This is a genomic window from Pseudonocardia sp. NPDC049635 (genome assembly GCF_040659795.1).
In the GTDB taxonomy this organism is placed as follows: Bacteria; Actinomycetota; Actinomycetes; order Mycobacteriales; family Pseudonocardiaceae; genus Pseudonocardia.
The window spans coordinates 129,558-144,623 of the sequence record NZ_JBFAON010000003.1 but is presented as its reverse complement, the minus strand read 5'-3'; the positions used below and the strand labels follow the sequence as shown (position 1 = coordinate 144,623).

Sequence of the window (15,066 nt, the reverse complement as noted above, 5' to 3'; positions counted from 1 at the left end):
GCGCTCACCCCAGCAGCTCCCGGCCGGTGCGGTGCCGGTGCAGGACCTGGACGTCGTTCGTGCCCGACCGCAGCGCTGCGGAGGTGTCCGACATGTGCTCCAGCAGGGTGTCCGCGAACGCGGTCACGGCGGGGGTCGGCGCGACGTCCGCGCGCCGGGCCAGCGCCACGGTCCGGTGCAGGGCCGGGGTCAGCACCGTCCTGCGCAGCCGCGGCCGCCCGATGAACACCAGATCGGGCACCACCGCGACCCCCGTCCCCGCCTCGACCATCCGGAGCACGGCGTCCATCTGACCGCCCTCCACCGCGATCCGCGGGGTCACCCCGGCGACCGCGTACGCCCGCAGTGTCACCTCCCGCAGGTCGTAGCCCTTCCGCACCATCACCAGGTCGTGCCTGGCCAGCTCGGGGACCGAGATCGTCCCGCGGGCGGTCAGCGGGCGCCGGGCGCGCGGGGAGGCCACCGACAGCCGCTCGCGCAGCAGCGGGGCACTGTGCAGCGCCGGGTCCACCCCGTCCGGGGGGACGATCACCAGTGCGATGTCGAGCTCGTTGCGGACCAGCGAGCTCTCCAGCGGCTGCGAGCCGTCCTCGGCCAGCTCGACGCGGATCTCCGGGTGCCGGGAGTGGAACACCCGCAGCACGTCCGACAGCACGCCGATGCACAGCGACGGCGTCGCACCCACCCGGACCCGGCCGCTGCGCAGGCCGACCAGCTCGGCCACCGTGGTGCGCACCATGTCGGAGTCGGCCAGCATCCGCCGGGCCAGCGGCAGCACCAGCTCACCGGCCGGGGTCAGCGTCACCGCCGACCCCCGGTTGATCAGCGGGGCGCCCAGCTCCTGCTCCAACGCGCGCAGCGACCTGCTGAGAGTGGGCTGCGCAACACCGACCTGGTCGGCCGCACGAGTGAAGCTGCGCACGTCCGCCAGGGCGACGAAGTACATGAGCTGCTGAAGTGTCACCGTAATAGCTTACGGCTATGACAGATGGCCGCTCGATGCATTGGACGGCCATGGGTGTTGCTATGTCCACTGGACGTCGTGGTCACGATGTCCGACAAGTCCCGGGCGGGCGGCGCAGCCGAGCCCCGGCGCCCGAGAACGCCGAGCGCGTTCCTGAAGTTCGTGATGGCGGTGAGCGGGATACTCCTGCTGCTCTACGTCGTCCTGCACATGATCGGCAACCTGAAGATCTTCTTCGGTCCCGAGTCCATCGACGAGTACGCGGCCTGGCTCCGCACGGTGCTCGAGCCCGCACTGCCCCACGGGGGCCTGCTGTGGATCGTCCGCATCGTGCTGCTGGTGTCGGTGATCGCGCACATCTGGGCGGCCACCGTGCTGACCCTGCGCGCGCGGCGGGCCCGGCCGATCAAGTACGCGGGCGGCTCGCACAAGGTGAAGGGCAGCTACGCGGCCCGCACCATGCGCTGGGGCGGCGTGATCATCGTGCTGTTCGTCATCTACCACATCCTCGACCTCACGATCGGTGTCGCCAACCCGAACGGCGTGCACCTGGAGGCCTACAACAACATCTCCGCGGGCTTCGCCCCGGAGCGCTGGTACGTCACCCTGTTCTACGTGCTCGCCGTCGTCGCGCTGGGCCTGCACGTGCGGCACGGCATCTTCTCCGGCATCCAGACCCTCGGGTGGTCCTCGAACAGCCGGGAGCGCACCATCAAGACGGTGGCCACGGTGTTCGCCGCCGTGCTCACCCTGGGGTTCATCTCGGTGCCCCTCGCCGTCACGTTCGGATTGGTCTGAGTCCATGGACAACACTGACGCCACCACCCACCACCACAGCCCCGGGGAGAGCACCGAGAACGGCCCGGGCCCCTATGCCGACTACACGATCGGTGAGCCGGTCGTCGACAAGGCCGTGCCGTCGGGCCCGATCGAGACCCGCTGGGAGCGCCGCCGCTTCGGTGTGAAGCTCGTCAACCCGGCCAACAAGCGCTCGAAGAAGATCATCGTCGTCGGCTCCGGGCTGGCCGGTGGCGCGGCGAGCGCGACGCTCGGCGAGGCCGGCTACCAGGTCAAGACGTTCTGCTACCAGGACAGCCCGCGGCGCGCGCACTCGATCGCGGCCCAGGGCGGCATCAACGCGGCGAAGAACTACCGCAACGACGGCGACAGCGTCTACCGGTTGTTCTACGACACCGTCAAGGGCGGGGACTTCCGCGCCCGCGAGTCGAACGTGCACCGGCTCGCCGAGATCAGCCGCCAGATCATCGACCAGTGCGTCGCGCAGGGCGTGCCGTTCGCCCGCGACTACGGCGGCCTGCTCGACACCCGCTCGTTCGGCGGCGTGCAGGTCTCCCGGACGTTCTACGCCCGCGGCCAGACGGGCCAGCAGTTGCTGCTCGGCGCCTACCAGGCGCTGGAGCGGCAGATCAACGCCGGCACCGTCGAGATGTTCGCCCGGCACGAGATGCTGGAACTGATCGTCGTCGACGGCCGCGCGCGCGGCATCGTCGCCCGGGACATGATCTCCGGTGAGATCGGGGTGCACACGGCCGACGCGGTGGTGCTCGCCTCCGGCGGCTACGGCAACGTCTTCTACCTGTCGACGAACGCCAAGGGCTGCAACGTGACCGCGTCCTGGCGGGCGCACCGCAAGGGTGCGCTGTTCGCGAACCCCTGCTTCACCCAGATCCACCCGACCTGCATCCCGGTGTCGGGTGACCACCAGTCGAAGCTGACCCTGATGTCGGAGTCGCTGCGCAACGACGGCCGGGTGTGGGTCCCGAAGCGACTCGGTGACGACCGCGGGCCGAACGAGATCCCGGAGTCGGAGCGCGACTACTTCCTGGAGCGCAAGTACCCGGCGTTCGGCAACCTGGTCCCGCGCGACATCGCGTCCCGCGCGGCCAAGGAGGTCTGCGACGAGAAGCGCGGCGTCGGGCCGGGCGGGCTCGGCGTCTACCTGGACTTCGCCGACGCGATCAACCGGCTCGGCCGCAAGGCGGTCGAGGCCAAGTACGGCAACCTGTTCGAGATGTACGAGCGGATCACGGGGGAGAACCCGTACGAGGTCCCGATGCGGATCTACCCCGCCGTGCACTACACGATGGGCGGCCTCTGGGTCGACTACGACCTGCAGTCCACCATCCCGGGGCTCTACGTCGGCGGCGAGGCCAACTTCTCCGACCACGGCGCGAACCGGCTCGGCGCCTCGGCGCTGATGCAGGGCCTGGCCGACGGCTACTTCGTGCTCCCGGTGACGATCGGCGACTACATCGCCAAGCACAACCTGGACCCGGTGCCCGACGACGCCCCCGAGGTCGTCGAGGCCGTGAAGTCGGTGAACGACCGGGTCGAGAAGCTCCTGTCGATCAACGGCACCCGCACGGTGGACTCGTTCCACCGCGAGCTGGGCCAGATCATGTGGGACTACTGCGGTATGGAGCGGACCGAGGAGGGCCTGCGCAAGGCGCTGGACCGGATCCCCGAGCTGCGCCGCGAGTTCTGGAGCAACGTCAAGGTGCCCGGCACCGGCGCCGAGCTGAACCAGAGCCTGGAGAAGGCCGGCCGGGTGGCCGACTTCCTCGAGCTCGGCGAGCTCATGTGTCTGGACGCGCTGGTGCGTCGCGAGTCCTGCGGCGGCCACTTCCGTGCGGAGAGCCAGACCGAGGACGGCGAGGCGGAGCGCGACGACGAGAACTTCTCCTTCACCTCGGCCTGGGAGTACACCGGCCGCGGGCAGGCACCGGTCCTGCACAAGGAGGAGCTCGTCTTCGAGTACGTGCACCCCACCCAGCGCAGCTACAAGTAAGGCGAGCAGACGTGAAACTGACTCTGAAGGTGTGGCGCCAGCGCGACGCGGTCGACAAGGGGCGCCTGGCCACCTACGACGTCGAGGCCGACCCGGACATGTCCTTCCTGGAGATGCTCGACGTCCTGAACGAGAAGCTGATCCTCTCCGGTGAGGAGCCGGTCGCGTTCGACCACGACTGCCGCGAGGGCATCTGCGGTACGTGCAGCATGGTCATCGACGGTCAGCCGCACGGCCCGCAGCGGGCGACCACCACCTGCCAGCTGCACATGCGCCACTACAACGACGGTGACACGATCGTCATCGAGCCGTTCCGTTCCGGTTCGTTCCCGGTGATCAAGGACCTGGTCGTCGACCGCGGTGCGTTCGACAAGATCATCCAGGCCGGTGGGTACGTCTCCGTCAACACCGGCTCGGCGCCGGAGGCGAACGCGAACGCGGTGCCGAAGGCGCACGCCGACCGTGCGTTCGCGGCGGCGAACTGCATCGGGTGCGGTGCCTGCGTCGCGGCCTGCCCGAACGGGTCGGCGTCGCTGTTCCTGGGTGCCAAGCTGACCCACCTGGGGGAGCTGCCGCAGGGCCAGCCGGAGCGTTACGACCGGGTCGTCAACATGGTCGAGATGCACGAGGACGCCGGTTTCGGCGGTTGCACCAACACCGGTGCCTGCGCCGTGGCCTGCCCGAAGGAGATCCCGCTCGACGTGATCTCGCAGCTCAACCGCGACTACCTCGCCGCGACGGTGGGCGGCCGCAAGAAGTGAGCACGGCCGGGTAGTCCGCCCGTCCGGTGCGACCCGGTACACCTCCGGCGGAGGTGTACCGGGTCGTTCGCTTCCGGATCGCCCCGTACCGGGCCGGCTCAGCTCGGGTCAGATGAGACCCAGCGCCAGCATCGCCTCGGCGACCCGGGCGTAACCGGCGATGTTCGCCCCGGCCACGTAGTCACCGGGGCGGCCGTACTCGGCGGCCGTGGCGTGGCAGCGGTCGTGCACGTCGATCATGATCTCGCGCAGCCGGTTCTCCGAGTACTCGAAGCTCCACGAGTCGCGCGAGGCGTTCTGCTGCATCTCCAGCGCGGACGCGGCGACCCCGCCGGCGTTCGCGGCCTTGCCCGGTGCGAAGACGACGCCGGCGTCGCGCAGCACCCGGACCGCCTCCGGGGTTGTCGGCATGTTCGCCCCCTCGGCGACGATCAGGCAGCCGGAGCGGGCGAGTGCCCTGGCGCCGTCGGCGTCCAGCTCGTTCTGGGTGGCCGAGGGCAGCGCGACCTGACAGGGCACCTCCCAGATCGAGCGGTCCGCAGAGAACTCCGCATGCCCGACGGTGTCGGTGTAGGCGCTGAGCCGCTCCCGGCGGACCTCCTTCACGTCCTTGAGCAGCTCCAGGTCGATGCCCTTCGGGTCGTGCACGATCCCGCTGGAGTCGGAGACCGCGACCACCCGGCCGCCGAGCTGGTGCACCTTCTCCACCGCGTACACCGCCACGTTCCCGGAGCCGGAGACGACGACGTCCTTGCCCTCGATCGAGTCCCCGCGCAGCTCCAGCGCGCGCTGCGCGAAATAGGTGCAGCCGTAGCCGGTGGCCTCGCGCCGGACCTGTGCGCCACCGAAGGAGAGCGACTTCCCGGTGAGCACGCCGGACTCGTAGCGGTTGGTGATCCGCTTGTACTGACCGAACAGGTAGCCCAGCTCCCGGGCGCCGACCCCCATGTCGCCGGCCGGGACGTCGGTGTGTTCGCCGAGGTGGCGGTGCAGCTCGGTCATGAAGCTCTGGCAGAACCGCATGACCTCGCGGTCCGAACGGCCCCGCGGGTCGAAGTCCGAGCCACCCTTGGCGCCACCGATGGGCAGCCCGGTCAGCGCGTTCTTGAAGACCTGCTCGAAGCCGAGGAACTTCACGGTCCCGAGCAGCACGGTCGGATGGAAACGCAGACCGCCCTTGAAAGGCCCGAGCGCGCTGTTGAACTCGACCCGGAAACCGCGGTTGATGTGGATGTCGCCCTCGTCGTCCTCCCACGGGACCCGGAAGATGACCTGCCGCTCGGGCTCGCAGATCCGTTCGACGATCCGCGCCTGGGCGTACTCCGGGTGCTTGTCGACAGCCGGGCCGATGCTCTCGAGCACCTCCCGGACGGCCTGGTGGAACTCCGACTCCCCGGGGTTGCGGTCCAGGACCCGCTGGTGGATCGACTCCAGTGTGGCGTGCATCGGTGTACCCTGCGCTCCTCCCGGCCCGCGCCCGCCGCGGTCCCCGTCGCCATCAGAACATTCACGAGGTTGTAACGCGGCACGGACTCGGTCACAGTCGAGCTGCGCCGTGTCACTGTGAGGCACGTCTCGATACAGGGCCGATACCCAGGTCGACGTAGATCACATGTGATCTGCGTCGTAGTCTCTGGCGGGTCGCGTCCTTGCGCGACGACGACAGAGGACACGGCGCCGTGTCCGGGACCCGATCGGGCCGCGGTGCCGCGAGACGACAGGAGTCCCCGCGCGTGTCATCCACCACTGACACCAGCGGCAGCACCGGTGCAGGCCGGGCCACGATCGCCGCGCGCACGCTGCGCACCGACCGTTGGTGGCTGCCACCGCTCGCGACGTTCGTCGCCTTCGTGGCGTGGGTCGCCTACGCGACCGTCCGGGCGTTCATGCAGCAGTACTACTACGTGGAGGAGTACGGCTACCTGACGCCGTTCTACTCGCCGTGCGTCTCGGTCGGCTGCATCCCGGAGGCCTCGCACTTCGGGCAGTTCACACCGGACGTGTGGTGGCTGCCCTACGCCGCGGTCTCGCTGCCGTTCCTGCTGCTGTTCCGGCTGACCTGCTACTACTACCGCAAGGCCTACTACCGGGCGTTCTGGCTGTCCCCGCCGGCCTGCGCGGTCGCCGAACCGCACCGTCGCTACACCGGTGAGACCCGCTTCCCGCTGCTGCTGCAGAACGCGCACCGCTACTTCTTCTACATCGCGGCACTGATCACACTGATCAACGCCTATGACGCGGTGATCGCGTTCGTCAAGCCGGACGGCGGGTTCGGGATCGGCCTGGGCAACATCATTCTGGTCGCGAACGTGATCCTGCTGTTCGGTTACACGCTGTCCTGCCACTCCTGTCGCAGTGTCGTCGGCGGCCGGCTCAACCACTTCTCGAAGCATCCGGTCCGCTACAGGCTGTGGGGCTGGGTCTCCAAGCTGAACACGCGGCACATGGCCTACGCCTGGGCGACCCTGATCAGCCTCGCGGTGACCGACTTCTACGTCATGGCCGTCTCCGCCGGCTGGATCTCCGACCTGCGGATCGTGGGGTGAGCACGCACATGGACGAGCAGATCGAGCGGCACGACTACGACGTCGTCGTCATCGGGGCGGGCGGGGCGGGCCTGCGGGCCGCCATCGAGGCCCGCCTGCAGGGCAAGCGCACCGCGATCATCTCCAAGTCGCTGTTCGGCAAGGCGCACACCGTGATGGCCGAGGGCGGCTGCGCGGCGTCGATGGGCAACGCCAACCCGAACGACAACTGGGCGGTGCACTTCCGCGACACCATGCGCGGCGGCAAGTTCCTCAACAACTGGCGGATGGCCGAGCTGCACGCGACCGAGGCACCGGACCGGGTCTGGGAGCTGGAGACCTACGGTGCGCTGTTCGACCGCACCGCGGACGGGAAGATCAGCCAGCGCAACTTCGGCGGGCACACCTACCCGCGGCTGGCGCACGTCGGTGACCGCACCGGGCTGGAACTGATCCGCACCCTGCAGCAGAAGGTGGTCTCGCTGCAGCAGGAGGACTTCGCCGAGACCGGCGACCACGAGTCCCGGATCCGGGTGTTCCACGAGTGCACGATCACCGAGCTGTTCACCACCGACGGTTCCATCTCGGGGTGCTTCGGCTACTTCCGCAACGACGGCCGGTTCGTCCGGTTCGACGCCCCGGCGATCGTGCTCGCCACCGGCGGGGTCGGGAAGAGCTACTCGGTCACCTCGAACTCCTGGGAGTACACCGGTGACGGTCACGCGCTGGCGCTCCGCGCGGGCGCGACGCTGATCAACATGGAGTTCCTGCAGTTCCACCCGACCGGGATGGTCTGGCCGCCGTCGGTGAAGGGGATCCTGGTCACCGAGTCGGTCCGCGGTGACGGCGGCGTGCTGCGCAACTCCGAGGGCACCCGGTTCATGTTCGACTACATCCCGGACGTGTTCAAGGACCAGTACGCGACCTCGGAGGAGGAGGGCGACCGCTGGTACACCGATCCGGACAACAACCGGCGACCGCCCGAGCTGCTGCCCCGCGACGAGGTGGCCCGTGCGATCAACTCCGAGGTGAAGGCCGGCCGGGGCACCCCGCACGGCGGTGTCTACCTCGACGTCTCCACCCGGCTCAAGCCCGAGGAGATCCTCAAGCGGCTGCCGTCGATGCACCACCAGTTCAAGGAGCTGGCCGACGTCGACATCACGTCCGAGCCGATGGAGGTCGGCCCGACCTGCCACTACGTGATGGGCGGGGTCGAGGTCGAGCCGGACACCGCGATGTCGCGGGTACCGGGGTTGTTCGCTGCCGGCGAGGTCGCCGGCGGGATGCACGGCTCCAACCGGCTCGGCGGGAACTCGCTGTCCGACCTGCTGGTGTTCGGCCGCCGGGCCGGGCTGCACGCCGCCCGGCACGCCGACCGCGGCCGTCCGGCGGTGCGGGAGTCCGACGTCGAGGAGGCCCTCGAGCGCGCGCTGCTGCCCTTCTCCACCTCCACCGACGGCGGGGAGAACCCGTTCGTGGTGCAGCAGGAGCTGCAGAAGACGATGCACGAGCTGGTCGGCATCATCCGCAAGGGCGAGGAGATGGAGCTCGCCCTCACGAAGCTGGAGGACATCGCCACCCGGACCCGCACCGTCTCGGTGGAGGGGCACCGGCGGTTCAACCCGGGCTGGCACCTCGCGCTGGACCTGCGGAACATGCTGCTGGTGTCGCTGTGCGTCGGGAAGGCGGCCCTGGAACGACAGGAGTCGCGCGGCGGGCACACCCGTGACGACTTCCCGGTGATGGACTCGGACTGGCGGCGGGTGCTGCTGGTCTGCTCGATGACCGAGGGCGGCGAGGGCAGTGACACGCCGATCGAGCTCACCCGCAAGGAGCAGGTCCCGATGCGGCCGGACCTGTTCGACCTGTTCGAGCTCGACGAGCTGAAGAAGTACTACACCGGCGACGAGCTGGGCGGGCACCGAGCCGGGGAGGACCAGGCATGACCAGCACGGAGAAGAGCACCCACCTCCAGCACTTCCGGGTCTGGCGCGGTGACGACACCGGCGGCGGGCTCGTCGACTACCCGGTGGAGGTCAACGAGGGCGAGGTCGTGCTCGACATCATCCACCGGCTGCAGGCCACCGAGGCGAACGACCTCGCCGTCCGCTGGAACTGCAAGGCCGGCAAGTGCGGCTCCTGCTCCGCGGAGATCAACGGGCGGCCGCGGCTGCTCTGCATGACCAGGATGAACACCTTCGACGAGAGCGAGATCGTCACGGTCACCCCGCTGCGTGCGTTCCCGGTGGTCCGCGACCTGGTGACCGACGTGTCGTTCAACTACACGAAGGCCCGGGAGATCCCCTCGTTCGCCCCGCCGGAGGGGCTGGAGCCGGGGGAGTACCGGATGCAGCAGGTCGACGTGGAGCGGAGCCAGGAGTTCCGCAAGTGCATCGAGTGCTACCTGTGCCAGAACACCTGCCACGTGGTCCGCGACCACGAGGAGAACAAGGAGGTGTTCGCCGGGCCGCGGTACCTGATGCGGACCGCCGAGCTCGACATGCACCCGCTCGACGCGCACGGCAACCGGGCCGCCGAGGCACAGGAGGAGCACGGGCTGGGCTACTGCAACATCACCAAGTGCTGCACCGAGGTGTGTCCGGAGCACATCAAGATCACCGACAACGCGTTGATCCCGATGAAGGAGCGCGCGGTCGACCGCAAGTACGACCCGCTGGTCTGGCTGGGGGACAAGATCTTCCGCCGGTCCGGTAGCTGAGCACGAGCCCCGGGGGTGCGCCGCGGCGCGCCTCCGGGGCGCCAACCCGGCAGGTGGAGCGCGCGACCGGTCAGCGGCCCATCGACCGGCGGATCTCGGCCAGCCGGTCGGCAGCCCTGCGCTCCCGGTCGGCGAACGCGTCCTCCGCCTCGCGGGCCTTCTCGTCGCCACCGGCGAGCTCTTCCGCCGCGGCGGCGGTGGCGGCCCGGCCCTCGATCCGGTCGCGGACGAACTCGAAGGTCGGGACGCCGTCGTCGGTGTAGTCGGTCACGGCGGGCTCGCGGTTCTCCGGCAGCGGGGGCGGTTGAGCGGGGTCGTGCATCGGACCTCCTCGGTGGCGGGGCTCCGACGGTACCGGGGTGTCCGGTGGACGGCACCGATGAGAACGTGGGCGACGAGCGGTCGGAGGGGCATGACCACCTACGCGTTGGTACCCGGCGCCGGAACCGACAGCTGGTACTGGGGCCCGGTGGCCCGCAGGCTCGCCGTGCTCGGGCACCGCGCCCTCCCGGTCGACCTGCCGTGCGACGACGACGGGGCGGGCCTGGACGACTACGCCGACGCCGTCGCCGACGCGGTGCAGGCGGACGGGCCGGTGGACGACCTGGTCGTCGTCGGACACTCGTTCGGCGGGTTCACCGCGCCGCTGGTGTGCGACCGCCTCGACGTCCGTGAGCTGGTGCTGGTCACGGCGATGGTGCCGGTTCCGGGTGAGTCCGGCGCCGGATGGTGGACGGCGACCGGCCACGACACCGCGCTCGCCGAGCACACCGCGCGATTCGGCCTGGACCCCGACGACGTGATCGCGCTCTTCTACCACGACGTCGCCGAACGGACCGCGAACGAGGCGCTGCGGCACGAGCGCCCGCAGTCGGTGGCGGCCTTCGAGCAGCCGTGGCCACGGGTGCGCTGGCCCGAGGTCCGCACGCGTTTCCTGCTGTGCCGCGAGGACCGGTTCCTCCCACCGTCGTTGATGCGGACCGTCGTCGCCCGCCGACTGCGCGGGGTCGTCCCGGAGATGGTGCCCGGGGCGCACCATCCGATGCTGTCGCACCCGGTGGAGCTGGCCGCCGCGCTGACTGCGGGCTGAGGGCGCGATGATGTCCGGATGGCCCGCACGCGGATCCGGGAGATCGTGCTCGTGCACGACGCGGCCTGCGCCCCGTGCTCACGGATCGCCCGCGAGCTGCCCGGTTGCCTGACCGTGCGGGTGCGCGCCCGGTCCTGCCGCGAACCGCGCCTCGCCGAGATCTACCCGAACCTGCCCGCCGCGGTCGCCGACTGCCGGGCACCGGCGGTCGGCGTCCTGCGGGTCGACGGGCAGGTCCGGTGGTGGGTCGGGATGCGCGGGGCGCTGGGGCTGTTCCCGGTGTTGCGGCCCGGATCGCTGCCGACGGCCGCCCGGCTGCTGCGCGACGCGGCGGCCGGCCGCTGACCCGCGGACGGACGGCGCGTCGCGTCCGGTCCCGCTCGCTCGTCCGCCTCGGGCGTTCCGCGACGAGGTACTAGCGTGGGGCCGTGACGATCTCGGGGTACGGGTCGTGGCCGACACCGGTCACGTCCGAACTGGTGGTGACGGCCGCGGTGCGGCTCGGCGAGGTCCGGCCGGACGGCGCGCCGGGAGCCGAGGGGACCGGTGTGATCTGGGCGGAGGGCCGGGCGGCCGAGGGCGGCCGGGTGCAGCTGGTGCGTCGCTCCGACGACGGCACCCGCACGGACCTGCTGCCCGCCGGGGCCAACGCCCGCACCGCCGTGCACGAGTACGGCGGTGGCGCGTGGTGGTTGCACGAGGGCAGCCCCGGAACGGTCTTCTACGTCGAGTGGGCCGACCAGCGGCTGTACCGCCTGGAGCGCGGTGCTGAGCCGGTGCCGTTGACCCCGGATCCTGCGGTGCCGCGCGGGGACCGCTACGCCGACGGCGACGTCGCCCCGGACGGCTCCTGGATGGTCGCGGTCCGCGAGCACCACCCGTCGGAAGGGTGCCCGGCGACCGACGTCGTCAACGAGATCGTCCGCCTGGACGCACGCTCGATGTCGGTGCCGGAGGTGCTGGTCACCGGCCCGGACTTCGTCGCGGCGCCGCGGATCTCACCGGACGGATCGACCCTGGCATGGCTGTCGTGGAACCACCCGTCGATGCCCTGGGACGACGTCGAGCTCACCGTCCGCGATCTGACCACCGGCACCGACACGGTCGTGGCCGGTGGGCCGGGGGAGTCGGTCACCGAGCCGCAGTGGCAGTCCGACGGTTCGCTGACGTTCCTGTCCGACCGCACCGGGTGGTGGAACCTCTACCGCTGGCTGCCCGGCACCGACATCGAGTCGGTGATCAGGATCGACGCCGAGATCGGCGTCCCCGGCTGGGTGCTCGGCGGGTCCCGCTACGCCGTCCTCGACGACGGCCGCATCGTCTTCGCGCGGTCGTCGAACGGCTTCGACGCGCTCGCCGTGCGCGAGACCAGCGGCACGATCACCGAGCTGGAGACGCCGTTCTCGGTGATCGGCTCGGTGCGCGCCGACGGCCCGCACGCCGTGGTGTGCGTCGCCGGGAGCCCGACCGCCGAGCCCGGGGTGCACCGGGTCGTCCCGGCACCCGCGGCGGCCGGTGAGCCCGGTGCGGTGGGGATGCAGGTCCTGCGGGCGCCGCGTGACCTCGGACTGCACCCGGAGACGATCTCGGTGCCCGAGTCGATCCGGTTCCGCTCGGTCGACCGGGCGGGTGAGCCGCGCACCGGCTACGGGCTCTACTACCCGCCGCTCGGCGCGCACGACGCGCCGGAGGGGGAGCTGCCGCCGCTGCTGGTGGTGATCCACGGCGGCCCGACCGGTTCGGCGGCGCCGGTGCTGAACGTCGGCGTCCAGTACTGGACGAGCCGCGGTTTCGGTGTCGTCGACGTCGACTACGGCGGCTCCACCGGTTACGGCCGCGCCTACCGGGAGGAGCTCAAGGGGGCCTGGGGGATCGTCGACGTCGCCGACTGCCTGGCCGCGGCCCGCTCCCTCGCCGAGGCCGGCCGGGTCGACCCGGACCGGCTCGCGATCCGCGGCGGCTCGGCGGGCGGCTTCACCACTCTCGCGGCGCTGGCCCGGGACGACACCCCGTTCGCCGCGGGCGCCGACCATTTCGGCGTTGCCGACCTGGAGGCGCTGGCCCGGGAGACGCACAAGTTCGAGTCCCGCTACCTCGACGGTCTGGTCGGGCCCTACCCGCAGGCCCGCGACGTCTACACCGAGCGGTCGCCGCTCACCCACGTCGAGAAGTTCTCCACGCCGCTGATCGTGCTGCAGGGCGACGAGGATGCGATCGTCCCGCCCAACCAGTCCGAGATGATCGTCGAGGCGCTGCGCTCCCGCGGGGTCCCGGTCGCCTACCTGTTGTTCGCCGGCGAGCAGCACGGCTTCCGGAAGGCGGAGAACATCCGCCGGGCGCTCGACGCGGAGCTGGCGTTCTACGCCAGGATCTTCGGTTTCACCCTTCCGCCGGACGAGCACATCGAACCCGTCCGGATCGAGAACCTCTGACCGGTCGCGCCGAGATGCAGCTCAGCGGGAATTGCTGATCTTCACGGCCCGCTGAGCTGCATCTCGGCGGGCGGGGAGGCGGACCGGTGGGGGCAGGGCACTTCGTCGCCCGGGTCGGGCTGGACCCGGAGGCACCGGTCGAGGAGTACCCGTTCGGCCTGCCGGTGGTCCGGTGGCTGCGCGAGCACGGCATGGTGCTGCGTCCCGGCGTCACGTTCCTGGTCGGCGAGAACGGATCCGGCAAGTCGACGCTGGTCGAGGGCCTGGCGGTGGCGCTGGGCCTCAACCCGGAGGGCGGCTCGAAGTCCTTCGCCTTCGCGACCCGGGCCAGCGAGTCCGATCTCGGGCGGTACCTGCGGGTGACCCGGCGCCCGGGCCGGGAGAGGACCAGCTTCTTCCTGCGCGCCGAGTCCTACTACAACGTGGCGTCCGAGGTGGAACGGCTCGACAAGATCCAGCCGCTGTTGCCGGCCTACGGCGGGTCCGGGCACGAGCGCAGCCACGGCGAGTCGTTCCTCGCGCTGCTGACCCACCGGTTCGGGCCGCGCGGGCTCTACCTGCTCGACGAACCGGAGGCCGCGCTGTCGCTGACCGGCGCCCTGGCGGTACTGCAGCGGATCGCCGACCTGACCGCGCAGGGCAGCCAGTTCGTCGTCGCCACCCACTCACCGGTGCTGCTGGCGCTGCCCGGCGCGAGGATCCTGGAACTCACCGATGACGGCCTCCGTGCCGTCTCCTACGACGACGCCACCCCGGTCAGTCTCACCCGGGCGTTCCTGGACGACCCGCAGGCCTTCCTGCGCCACCTGGGCTGAGGGCCGGGTCCGTCCGGCCGGCACACCGGCCACCGGTCTCAGAGCGCCCCGGCGGTCGCCCCGACCTGTCCGGTGTCGGTGGTCCGGGCCGCCGGGCCCTTCGTGAGCCGCTTCTCGACCAGCCGGGAGATCCCGGACAGGATCAGGCACAGCCCGATGTAGATGACCGCGATCACGATCGCGACCTGCAGGATCGGTGCGCCCAGCTGGTTCTGGCTGCCCAGGAAGCGCGCCTGGTAGAGCAGCTCCGGGTACAGGATGATGAACCCGAGCGCGGTGTCCTTCAGGACCACCACGAGCTGGGACAGGATCGTCGGCAGCATCGAGCGGACGGCCTGCGGGAGCAGCACGTTCGTCATCACCTGGGTCTTGCGCAGACCCAGCGCGTAGGCGGCCTCCCGCTGGCCGCGGGGCACCGCGTTGACGCCGGCCCGGAACACCTCGGCGAGCACCGAGCCGTTGTAGAGCATCAGGCCGATGACGACCGCCCAGAACGCGGAGATGTCGATGCCCAGTCCCTGCGACATCCCGAAGTACAGGATGAAGATCAGGATCAGCAGTGGGACGGCCCGGAAGAACTCCACGACCGCCGTCGCCGGGACGCTGACGAGCGTGTGGTCGGACAACCGCCCGGCGGCGAACACCGCTCCGAAGAGCAGCGAGAGGACCGCCGCCACCAGGAAGGCGCGGATGGTGTTCCAGAGCGCCTCGAGCAGCAGGTACTGGATGTTGATGTAGGTGATCCACTCCCACATCCGGGGCGCGAACGCTCCGGAGTCGTAGAAGCGCCACAGGACGAACCCGAGCAGTGCGACCAGCGCCGCGACACCGACGATCCCGATCGTGCGGTTGCGGGCCCGGGCGGCCGGGCCGGGGACGTCGTAGAGGACCGAGCTCATCGGAGCACCTCCGGGAACCGGGCGGGCGAGGCGGGACGGTGCGGTCGGACGG

General features: G+C 70.6%; 14 protein-coding genes. 10 read left to right on the top strand and 4 right to left on the bottom strand.

The features are described 5' to 3' along the window. Positions 1-4: 4 nt before the first annotated feature. Positions 5-964 (bottom strand): LysR substrate-binding domain-containing protein, encoded by a 960-nt coding sequence (locus AB0J24_RS05475; RefSeq protein ID WP_358675832.1) that lies wholly within the window; start codon positions 962-964, stop codon positions 5-7. Between the two features lie 87 nt (positions 965-1,051). Between AB0J24_RS05475 and AB0J24_RS05470 the strand changes: the two genes are divergently transcribed. The 3 genes from AB0J24_RS05470 to AB0J24_RS05460 are packed head-to-tail and all read left to right on the top strand — an operon-like array spanning position 1,052 to position 4,534. Next, positions 1,052-1,762 carry a succinate dehydrogenase cytochrome b subunit gene (locus AB0J24_RS05470; RefSeq protein ID WP_358676443.1) on the top strand — a complete coding sequence of 237 codons (711 nt, stop codon included), beginning with the start codon at positions 1,052-1,054 and terminating at the stop codon, positions 1,760-1,762. Between the two features lie 4 nt (positions 1,763-1,766). Further along, a complete protein-coding gene (locus AB0J24_RS05465) occupies positions 1,767-3,773 on the top strand; it encodes a fumarate reductase/succinate dehydrogenase flavoprotein subunit (RefSeq protein WP_358675829.1) in 2,007 nt (668 codons plus the stop codon). An 11-nt stretch (positions 3,774-3,784) separates the two neighbouring features. Beyond that, positions 3,785-4,534 (top strand): succinate dehydrogenase/fumarate reductase iron-sulfur subunit, encoded by a 750-nt coding sequence (locus AB0J24_RS05460; RefSeq protein WP_358675826.1) that lies wholly within the window; start codon positions 3,785-3,787, stop codon positions 4,532-4,534. 108 nt (positions 4,535-4,642) lie between these two features. Here AB0J24_RS05460 and gdhA read toward each other — a convergent pair whose 3' ends face one another. Beyond that, positions 4,643-5,980, bottom strand: coding sequence for an NADP-specific glutamate dehydrogenase (gene gdhA, locus AB0J24_RS05455; RefSeq protein ID WP_358675824.1), 1,338 nt, complete (start codon positions 5,978-5,980; stop codon positions 4,643-4,645). Between the two features lie 287 nt (positions 5,981-6,267). Between gdhA and AB0J24_RS05450 the strand changes: the two genes are divergently transcribed. The 3 genes from AB0J24_RS05450 to AB0J24_RS05440 are packed head-to-tail and all read left to right on the top strand — an operon-like array spanning position 6,268 to position 9,778. Next, positions 6,268-7,080, top strand: coding sequence for a hypothetical protein (locus AB0J24_RS05450; RefSeq protein WP_358675822.1), 813 nt, complete (start codon positions 6,268-6,270; stop codon positions 7,078-7,080). A gap of 8 nt (positions 7,081-7,088) precedes the next feature. Beyond that, positions 7,089-9,005 carry a fumarate reductase/succinate dehydrogenase flavoprotein subunit gene (locus AB0J24_RS05445; protein WP_358676441.1) on the top strand — a complete coding sequence of 639 codons (1,917 nt, stop codon included), beginning with the start codon at positions 7,089-7,091 and terminating at the stop codon, positions 9,003-9,005. After that, positions 9,002-9,778, top strand: a complete 777-nt coding sequence (locus tag AB0J24_RS05440; RefSeq protein ID WP_358675820.1) for a succinate dehydrogenase/fumarate reductase iron-sulfur subunit — start codon at positions 9,002-9,004, stop codon at positions 9,776-9,778. Before AB0J24_RS05445 ends, AB0J24_RS05440 begins: the two co-directional genes overlap by 4 nt. 70 nt (positions 9,779-9,848) lie before the next feature. On the opposite strand, the gene AB0J24_RS05435 is transcribed toward AB0J24_RS05440, so the two are convergent. Then, on the bottom strand, positions 9,849-10,100 hold the full coding sequence (locus AB0J24_RS05435) for a hypothetical protein (protein WP_358675817.1): 252 nt from the start codon (positions 10,098-10,100) through the stop codon (positions 9,849-9,851). A 90-nt stretch (positions 10,101-10,190) separates the two neighbouring features. Here AB0J24_RS05435 and AB0J24_RS05430 point away from each other — a divergent pair, with 90 nt between their 5' ends. From AB0J24_RS05430 to AB0J24_RS05415, 4 genes are all read left to right on the top strand, one after another. Next, positions 10,191-10,868: an alpha/beta hydrolase gene (locus AB0J24_RS05430; protein ID WP_358675815.1), complete on the top strand. Its 678-nt coding sequence runs from the start codon at positions 10,191-10,193 to the stop codon at positions 10,866-10,868. Between the two features lie 18 nt (positions 10,869-10,886). Then, positions 10,887-11,213 carry a hypothetical protein gene (locus tag AB0J24_RS05425; RefSeq protein ID WP_358675812.1) on the top strand — a complete coding sequence of 109 codons (327 nt, stop codon included), beginning with the start codon at positions 10,887-10,889 and terminating at the stop codon, positions 11,211-11,213. Between the two features lie 83 nt (positions 11,214-11,296). Continuing rightward, positions 11,297-13,300, top strand: a complete 2,004-nt coding sequence (locus AB0J24_RS05420) for a prolyl oligopeptidase family serine peptidase (RefSeq protein ID WP_358675809.1) — start codon at positions 11,297-11,299, stop codon at positions 13,298-13,300. A gap of 86 nt (positions 13,301-13,386) precedes the next feature. Next, the gene (locus AB0J24_RS05415; RefSeq protein WP_358675807.1) at positions 13,387-14,115 is read left to right on the top strand and encodes an AAA family ATPase; all 729 of its coding nucleotides are present in this window, start codon (positions 13,387-13,389) and stop codon (positions 14,113-14,115) included. A gap of 38 nt (positions 14,116-14,153) precedes the next feature. Here the strand turns inward: AB0J24_RS05415 and AB0J24_RS05410 are convergent, their stop codons facing one another. Next, positions 14,154-15,014 (bottom strand): amino acid ABC transporter permease, encoded by an 861-nt coding sequence (locus AB0J24_RS05410; protein WP_358675804.1) that lies wholly within the window; start codon positions 15,012-15,014, stop codon positions 14,154-14,156. Positions 15,015-15,066: the final 52 nt, after the last annotated feature.

What these genes read in the sequence shown, in the direction of transcription:
- AB0J24_RS05470 (WP_358676443.1), top strand. Translation starts at nt 1,052, where the DNA reads ATGTCCGACAAGTCCCGGGCGGGCGGCGCAGCCGAGCCCCGGCGCCCG.
- AB0J24_RS05465 (WP_358675829.1), top strand. Translation starts at nt 1,767, where the DNA reads ATGGACAACACTGACGCCACCACCCACCACCACAGCCCCGGGGAGAGC.
- gdhA (WP_358675824.1), bottom strand. Translation starts at nt 5,980, where the DNA reads ATGCACGCCACACTGGAGTCGATCCACCAGCGGGTCCTGGACCGCAAC.
- AB0J24_RS05445 (WP_358676441.1), top strand. Translation starts at nt 7,089, where the DNA reads ATGGACGAGCAGATCGAGCGGCACGACTACGACGTCGTCGTCATCGGG.
- AB0J24_RS05440 (WP_358675820.1), top strand. Translation starts at nt 9,002, where the DNA reads ATGACCAGCACGGAGAAGAGCACCCACCTCCAGCACTTCCGGGTCTGG.
- AB0J24_RS05435 (WP_358675817.1), bottom strand. Translation starts at nt 10,100, where the DNA reads ATGCACGACCCCGCTCAACCGCCCCCGCTGCCGGAGAACCGCGAGCCC.
- AB0J24_RS05430 (WP_358675815.1), top strand. Translation starts at nt 10,191, where the DNA reads ATGACCACCTACGCGTTGGTACCCGGCGCCGGAACCGACAGCTGGTAC.
- AB0J24_RS05425 (WP_358675812.1), top strand. Translation starts at nt 10,887, where the DNA reads ATGGCCCGCACGCGGATCCGGGAGATCGTGCTCGTGCACGACGCGGCC.
- AB0J24_RS05410 (WP_358675804.1), bottom strand. Translation starts at nt 15,014, where the DNA reads ATGAGCTCGGTCCTCTACGACGTCCCCGGCCCGGCCGCCCGGGCCCGC.